Raw genomic sequence first — 7556 nt, forward strand, 5'->3', positions numbered from 1 at the left:
TCATGACCGACACACTGGCGGAGCACGCCGACAGCCACCTGCATCGAGGCGAGCCGCTCATCGAGATGCACGAGGTCGGCAAGTCGTACGGCGCCATCCGCGCCCTGCGCGGCATCAACCTGCGGGTCAACGCCGGCGAGGTGACCTGCGTGCTCGGCGACAACGGCGCCGGCAAGTCCACCCTGATCAAAATCATGTCCGGCCTGCACCCGCACAACGAGGGCGAGCTGCGGGTCGACGGCAAGGAGGTCGCGTTCTCCTCCCCGCGGGAGGCGCTGGGGCACGGCATCGCCACCGTCTACCAGGACCTGGCCGTGGTTGGCCTGATGGAGGTGTGGCGCAACTTCTTCCTCGGCTCCGAGGTGACCGCGGGCCGATACCCGCTGGCCGGGCTACGGATCCGCCAGATGCGCGAGATCGCCGACACCGAGCTGCGCAAGATGGGCATCGCCGTCAAGGACATCAACCAGCCGATCGGCACGCTCTCCGGCGGCCAGCGGCAATGCGTGGCGATCGCCCGGGCGGTCTACTTCGGCGCCCGGGTGCTGATCCTCGACGAGCCGACCGCCGCGCTCGGCGTCAAGCAGTCCGGCGTGGTCCTCAAGTACGTCGCGGCCGCCCGCGACGCCGGGCTCGGCGTGGTGTTCATCACCCACAACCCGCACCACGCGTACCTGGTCGGCGACCATTTCGTGATCCTGAAGCTCGGCAAGACCGCGCTCGACAAGACTCGCAAGGAGGTCGGCCTCGACGAGCTGACCACCCAGATGGCCGGCGGCGACGAGCTCACCGAGCTCTCGCACGAGCTGGGGCGCAAGTGATGCTGAAGGTCGGGGTCATCGGCACCGGCATGATCGGGCAGGACCACATCCGGCGGCTGACCACGGTGCTCAACGGGGTGACGGTCACGGCCGTCGCCGACGTCGACGCCGCGGTCGCCGCCGAGGTGGGCGGACGGATCGGCGCCGCTGTGCACGCCACCGGCGAGGAAGTGATCGCCGACCCGAACGTGGAGGCGGCGCTGGTCTGCTCGTGGGGGCCGACCCACGAGCAGTACGTGCTGGCGGCGATCGCCGCCCGCAAGCCGGTCTTCTGCGAGAAGCCCCTGGCCGCCACGCAGGGCGCGTGCCTGCGCATCGTCGAGGCCGAGGTCGCGTACGGCAGCCGGCTCGTCCAGGTCGGCTACATGCGGCGGTTCGACTTCGCGTACCGGCAGCTCAAGCTCGCACTGGACGGTGGCGAGATCGGCACGCCGCTGATGATGCACTGCGCCCACCGCAACGCGAGCGTGCCGTCCTTCTACCAGAAGGAGATGGCGATCACCGACACCGCGGTGCACGAGATCGACATGGTTCGCTGGATGTTCGGCACCGAGATCGCCGCCGTGCGGGTGCTCGTTCCGCGGCGCAGCAGCCACGGCGGCGATCTGCAGGATCCGCTGTTCCTGATCTTCGAGATGGCCAGCGGGGTGCTCGTCGACGTCGAGACGTCGGTGAACATCCGCTATGGCTACGACATCCGCGGCGAGATCGTGGGGGAGAGCGGCACGGCGTCGCTCGGCTCGCTGTCGCCCGTCGCGGTGCGCCGGGACGGGCGGGTGGCGAATCCGGTTCCGGCCGACTGGCGGGAGCGCTTCCTGGCCGCGTACGACGTCGAGCTGCAGGAATGGGTGCTCGCGATCTCGCGCGGGGGGCAGCCTCTGGGGCCCAGTGCCTGGGACGGGTACGCCGCTGCCGTCGTGTCGGACGCGGGCGTATCTGCACTCCGTACGGGAGAAAGGGTTTTGGTCTCTCTTGTGGATCAACCCAAGCTCTATGCGGAGGGCGTGCAGTGAAGATCGCCCTTGACCCCTACATGCTGCGTCGCGTGCCGTTGCTGAAGCTGCCGCGGGTGGTGGCCGACCTCGGATACCAGTACATCGAGATGTCGCCGCGGGACGACTTCCTGCCGTTCTTCCTGCACCCGCGGATCGACACCGCCGGCGTGGCCGCCTTCAAGCGCGAGTTGGCGGCGGCTTCGGTCTCGGTCGCCTCGGTGCTTCCGCTCTATCGCTGGTCGGGGCCGGACGAGGACGCGCGGCAGGCGGCCGTGCGGTACTGGAAGCGGGCCATCGAGATCACCGTGGATCTCGGGGTGGACGTGATGAACTCCGAGTTCAACGGGCGGCCTTCGCAGCCGGACGAGAGCGAGGCGCAGTTCTGGCGCTCGCTCGAGGAGCTGCTGCCGATCTTCGAGCGGGAAGGGGTGCGGCTCGTGCTCGAACCGCACCCGGACGACTTCGTCGAGGACGGGATCGCCGGCGTCAACCTGGTCCGCGGCATCAACTCCTCGAACGTCTCGTTCCTGTACTGCGCGCCGCACACGTTCCACCAGGGCGGCGACCTCGCGGCGGTGATGAAGCACGCCGGGCCGCTGCTGACCCAGGTGCACATCGCCGACTCGTTCGACCATCGCGGCTCGTCGGGGCTGCGGTACATCGTCAACCCGCCCGGCTCGACCGTCCGGGTGCACCAGCACCTCGACATCGGGCAGGGCGAGGTCGACTGGGACCTGTTCTTCTCGACGCTCGCCGAGGTGGGCTTCGACGGGATCGCGACCGTGTGCGTCTTTGCCTGGGAAGAGCGGGCCGAGAACAGCGCCCGGTACAACCTTTCCCAGGTCAATCAGTACCTCAAGCGCTCGACCGGATGATCAACTGTAGGCTGGGGCGATGAGCGAGCGCGTCACGAACTGGGCCGGCAACGTCGTCTTCGGGGCGCTGCGGCTGCATCACCCCGCCTCGATCGACGAGGTGCGCGACATCGTGGCCGCCGGGGGGCCGCTGCGCGTGCTGGGCAGCGGCCACTCCTTCAACCGCATGGCCGACACGACCGGCGACCTGGTGTCCCTGGCCGGTCTTCCGCGCGTCGTCGAGGTCTCGGCCGACCGGAAGTCGGTGCGGATCGACGGGGGTATTCGCTACGGCGACCTCGCGGTGCGCCTGCAGGAGGAGGGCCTCGCGGTGCACAACATGGCGTCGCTCCCGCACATCTCGGTGGCCGGGGCCGTCGCTACCGCTACCCACGGCTCGGGCGTGCGCAACGCCAACCTCGCCACCGGCGTCTCGGGGCTCGAGCTCATCGACGGCGCCGGGAACCTGGTGGTTCTGGACCGGGACAACGCAGACTTGCCGGGCGCCGTGGTGGGTCTGGGCGCCCTGGGCGTGGTCACCGCGCTGACGCTCGACGTGGTGCCCTCGTTCGAGCTGCGGCAATACGTGTACGACGATGTGCCCCGCGCCTCGATCGAGTCGAGCTTGCCGGAGATGCTGGCCGATGGGTACAGCGTCAGCCTATTTACGGACTGGACCGGGCTGGACGCCAACATGGCGTGGCTGAAGCGCTCCTCGCCGATGTCCGGACCGTGGTTCGGGGCGCGGCCGGCCGACGGGCCACGGCACCCGGTGCCGGGCATGCCGGCGCAGAACAGCACCGACCAGTCGGGTTCGCTGGGCCCGTGGCACACGCGGCTGCCCCACTTCCGCATGGAGTTCACCCCGTCCGCCGGGGCCGAACTGCAGTCGGAGTACCACGTCGCGGCGACCGACGCGCTCGCCGCGATCGACGCGGTCGCCTCGATCCGTTCCGAGGTGGCGGCGGTGCTGCAGGTCTGTGAGATCCGCGCGATCGCGGCCGACTCGCTGTGGCTGAGCCCGAACTACGAGCGGGACAGCGTGGCGCTGCATTTCACCTGGATCGCCGACACCGAGGCGGTGCTGCCGGTGGTCTCGGAGGTGGAGCGGGTGCTCGCGCCGCTGAACCCGCGCCCGCACTGGGGCAAGGTCTTCACCACGGCGCCGCCGGACGTCCGGTCCGCGTTCCCGCGGTTCACCGACTTCGCCGAGCTGGTGCGCCGGTACGACCCCGCCGGCACGTTCCGGAACGAGTGGCTGTCGTCAATCCTGGGCTGACCAGCACCGATTAAGTCTTGCTTAAGTGTTGATCTGCCCGTGGGAGCGCTCCCGTAATCCCAGCCGAACGCGAATTTCGGCCCCTCTCGGGAAGCGCAGGTTCAAATGTACTCCAGGTCCCGGATCACAAAATCCCGCACGAACGTGCGCCGCTGGCAGATCGGTGCCGTCGCCGGGGTCGCGGTCGCCATCGTGGGCGTCGGTCTCGGTGTCGCCTCCGCCGACGAGGCCGTTCCCACGGTCAACTGTCCCACGGTCGCGATCGGCGTGGCCGTGCCGTCGCAGGCGCAGGCCGAGGTGCAGAGCAACCTCCAGCTGCTGAACACCCAGATCAGCGAGGCCAACAACCGGCTGCGGACCAGCGTCGGCCAGGGTGGCCCCAACTTCATCCAGAACGCGATCCTCGGCCCGCTCGCCGACAAGCGCTTCGCGACCATCAACCGCATGGAGACCGCGATCGGGCGCAACGCCGCGAAGCCTGACCTGAACGCCGAGGGCCTCAAGACCTGCACGCTCAACCAGGGCGGCGGCACGGCGACCGCCCAGCCGACGACGGTGCCCCCGGCCGCGAACAACGGCGGCGCCACCGGCGGCGGCAACGCGGCCGCCGGCGTGCCGACGGTCAACTGCCCGCAGGTGAGCGTCAACGTCGCGGTTCCCGCCGAGGCCCAGGCCGAGGTCGTGCGCAACCTGCAGCTGCTCAACACCCAGATCTCCGAGGCCAACACCCGGCTGGTCAACACGGTCGGCCAGGGCGGCGCCAACTTCATCCAGAACGCGATCCTCGGCCCGCTGGCCGACAAGCGCTTCGCGGCCATCAACCGGATCGAGACCGCGATCGGCCGCCGCGCGCCCAAGCCGGACCTGAACGCCGAGGGCCTGTCGAAGTGCTCGCTCAACGCGGACGGCGCGGCCTCCGCCCAGCAGGGCACCAGCGTCACCGTCCGCCAGGCCGGCCAGAACGCCGCCGGCACCGGCCCGGCCCCGACCGTCAGCTGCCCCGACGTGACCATCAACGTGGCGATCCCGGCCCAGGCCCAGGCCGAGGTGCAGCGCAACCTCGACCTCCTCGGCACCCAGATCGCCGAGGCCAACAAGCGGCTGGTCGGCACCGTCGGCCAGGGTGGACCCAACTTCATCCAGAACGCGATCCTCGGCCCGCTGGCCGACAAACGCTTCTCGACCATCAACCGCATCGAGACCGCGATCGGCCGCAACGCCGCCAAGCCCAACCTCAACGCGGAGGGCCTGAAGACCTGCTCGCTGAACGGGTAACAACCCCCGGACCGGACCTCGGGCGGCCCCTGGTGGTGGGGTCGCCCGAGGTTCGCGAGTTCAATTCCGTCATGCGCGTCACGACGGCGTTTTCTTGACCGACGAAGGCGGTACGTTAGCGCTCATGCCCGCCGATGCGCCAAAACCGCCAGCTCAACACCAACGCCCGCATCCCTGGCGGGTCGAGGGCGCCCCGCCCGGCCACGGGCAGGAACCGCAGCCGCCCAAGCAGCGCCCCGCCTGGTTCCGCTTCGGGTGGATGCTGCTCGTGCTGCTCGCGATCAACTGGATCATCTCCTCGGTCCTGCTGGCGCCGCCCGAGCGCACCTCGGTGTCGTACACGTTCTTCCTCACGCAGGTGCAGGCGGCCAACGTCGCCGAGATCACCTCGACCGCCGACACCATCGAGGGCCAGTTCACCAAGCAAGTGTCCTACACCCCCTCCGGCGAGACCAAGGCCGAAGAGGTCACCCGCTTCACCACCCAGCGGCCCTCCTTCGCCGACGACAACCTGTTCGCGCAGCTACAGACCAACAAGGTCCCGGTGAACGCGAACCCGCCGGACGCGCCCGCCCCGATCTGGCAGCAGGTGCTGGTCGGCTTCGGCCCGACGATCCTGCTGGTCGGCCTCTTCTGGTGGATCAGTCGGCGGGCGGCCGCCGGCCTCGGCGGCGCCGGCGGGGCGCTGGGCGGGTTCGGCCGCTCCCGCGCCAAGCTCTACCAGCCCGAGAGCGGGCCGCGCACGACGTTCGCCGACGTGGCCGGCATCGAGGAGGTCGAGCAGGAGGTCACCGAGATCGTCGACTTCCTCCGCGAGCCCGAGAAGTACCGCAAGCTCGGCGCGCAGATCCCGCACGGGGTCCTGCTGTCCGGCCCGCCCGGCACCGGCAAGACGCTGCTGGCCCGCGCCGTGGCCGGCGAGGCCCAGGTGCCGTTCTTCTCGATCTCGGCGTCCGAGTTCATCGAGGCGATCGTCGGCGTCGGCGCCTCACGCGTACGCGATCTGTTCGAGCAGGCCAAAAAGGTCGCCCCGTCGATCATCTTCATCGACGAGCTCGACGCGATCGGCCGGTCCCGCGGCGGCGGCCAGTCGTTCGGCGGCAACGACGAGCGCGACCAGACGCTCAACCAGATCCTCACCGAGATGGACGGCTTCACCGGCAGCGAGGGCGTGGTCGTGATCGCCGCGACCAACCGCGCCGAGATCCTCGACCAGGCGCTGCTGCGGCCCGGCCGCTTCGACCGCCGCGTCACGGTGAGCCCGCCCGACCAGAAGGGCCGCCGCGCGATCCTCGCCGTGCACACCCGCGGCGTGCCGGTCGCCCCCGGCGTCGACCTCGACGCGCTGGCCTCGACCACCCCCGGCATGGTCGGCGCCGACCTGAAGAACCTGGTGAACGAGGCGGCCCTGCTCGCCGCCCGGCGCGAGCACACCCAGGTGGAGATGGCCGACTTCACCGACTCCCTCGAGAAGATCACCCTCGGCACGGTCCGCGGCATCATGCTCACCCAGGACGAGCGCGAGCGCACCGCGTTCCACGAGTCCGGCCACGCGCTGCTCGGCATGCTCACCCCCGGCGCCGACCCGGTCCGCAAGATCTCGATCATCCCGCGCGGCCAGGCGCTGGGAGTCACCTTCCAGAGCCCGTCGTCCGACCGCTACGGCTACTCGGCGAAATACCTGCGCGGCCGCATCATCGGCGCGCTCGGCGGCCGGGCCGCCGAAGAGGTCGTGTACGGCGACATGACCACCGGCGCCGAGAGCGACCTCGACCAGGTCAGCAACATCGCCCGCCAGATGGTCGGCCGCTGGGGCATGTCCGACGCGATCGGCCCGGTCACCGTGCTGCCGCCGCCCGGCCAGGAATCGCCGCTCGGCCTGGACGGCGTGGCCCCGGCGACCAAGGAGCTCATCGACGCCGAGGTCCGCAAGATCGTCGAGGAGTGCTACGCCGAGGCCATCGAGCTGCTGCGCGGCCACCGTCCCCAGCTCAACTCCCTCGCCCACAAGCTGCTGCAGAGCGAGACCCTCGACGAGAACGACGCGTACGCCGCGGCCGGCGTCGACCGCGCCACCGCCCCCGGCGCGGTCGCCCGCGGCGAGGCCCCCGGCACCCATCCGGTGCCCGGCATCCCCGCGGTGCCGGCATTCCCCGACACCTCAACGCCGGCGCCCTCCGCCTGATCCGTTCGCCTGCCCGAGTGGGGGGGGGGGCCCCCGGGGGGGGGGGGGGGCCCCCCCCCCCCCCCCGGGGGGGGGGGGGGGCCCCCGTAATTTGGGGGGGGCCCCCCCGGCCGCGGGCCCGACCGCGGGCGGGGGGGAGGTGTAGAA

Annotated in this window: 6 protein-coding genes; all 6 read left to right on the top strand. The window is 70.6% G+C overall.

All coding sequences use genetic code 11. The features are described from left to right. Positions 1–2 precede the first annotated feature (2 nt). On the top strand, positions 3–821 hold the full coding sequence (locus tag ACIA5D_RS42395; protein ID WP_396036299.1) for an ATP-binding cassette domain-containing protein: 819 nt from the start codon (positions 3–5) through the stop codon (positions 819–821). Further along, complete coding sequence (locus tag ACIA5D_RS42400) at positions 821–1834, top strand: Gfo/Idh/MocA family oxidoreductase (protein WP_396036300.1); 1014 nt, start codon at positions 821–823, stop codon at positions 1832–1834. The genes ACIA5D_RS42395 and ACIA5D_RS42400 overlap by 1 nt, the downstream gene beginning before the upstream one ends. Further along, positions 1831–2691: a sugar phosphate isomerase/epimerase family protein gene (locus tag ACIA5D_RS42405; protein ID WP_396036301.1), complete on the top strand. Its 861-nt coding sequence runs from the start codon at positions 1831–1833 to the stop codon at positions 2689–2691. Before ACIA5D_RS42400 ends, ACIA5D_RS42405 begins: the two co-directional genes overlap by 4 nt. Before the next feature lie 19 nt (positions 2692–2710). Continuing rightward, positions 2711–3949, top strand: a complete 1239-nt coding sequence (locus ACIA5D_RS42410; RefSeq protein WP_396036302.1) for an FAD-binding protein — start codon at positions 2711–2713, stop codon at positions 3947–3949. 105 nt (positions 3950–4054) lie between these two features. Further along, on the top strand, positions 4055–5224 hold the full coding sequence (locus ACIA5D_RS42415) for a hypothetical protein (RefSeq protein ID WP_396036303.1): 1170 nt from the start codon (positions 4055–4057) through the stop codon (positions 5222–5224). Positions 5225–5348: 124 nt separating this feature from the next. Continuing rightward, a complete protein-coding gene (ftsH, locus tag ACIA5D_RS42420) occupies positions 5349–7409 on the top strand; it encodes an ATP-dependent zinc metalloprotease FtsH (protein ID WP_396036304.1) in 2061 nt (686 codons plus the stop codon). The last annotated feature ends 147 nt before the right edge of the window (positions 7410–7556 follow it).

It is taken from the genome of Actinoplanes sp. NPDC051513, assembly GCF_044454685.1.
Lineage (GTDB): Bacteria > Actinomycetota > Actinomycetes > Mycobacteriales > Micromonosporaceae > Actinoplanes.

Excerpts from the sequence above, each read along its gene's own strand:
- ACIA5D_RS42395 (WP_396036299.1), top strand. The coding sequence starts at position 3 with ATGACCGACACACTGGCGGAGCACGCCGACAGCCACCTGCATCGAGGC.
- ACIA5D_RS42400 (WP_396036300.1), top strand. The coding sequence starts at position 821 with ATGCTGAAGGTCGGGGTCATCGGCACCGGCATGATCGGGCAGGACCAC.
- ACIA5D_RS42410 (WP_396036302.1), top strand. The coding sequence starts at position 2,711 with ATGAGCGAGCGCGTCACGAACTGGGCCGGCAACGTCGTCTTCGGGGCG.
- ACIA5D_RS42415 (WP_396036303.1), top strand. The coding sequence starts at position 4,055 with ATGTACTCCAGGTCCCGGATCACAAAATCCCGCACGAACGTGCGCCGC.
- ftsH (WP_396036304.1), top strand. The coding sequence starts at position 5,349 with ATGCCCGCCGATGCGCCAAAACCGCCAGCTCAACACCAACGCCCGCAT.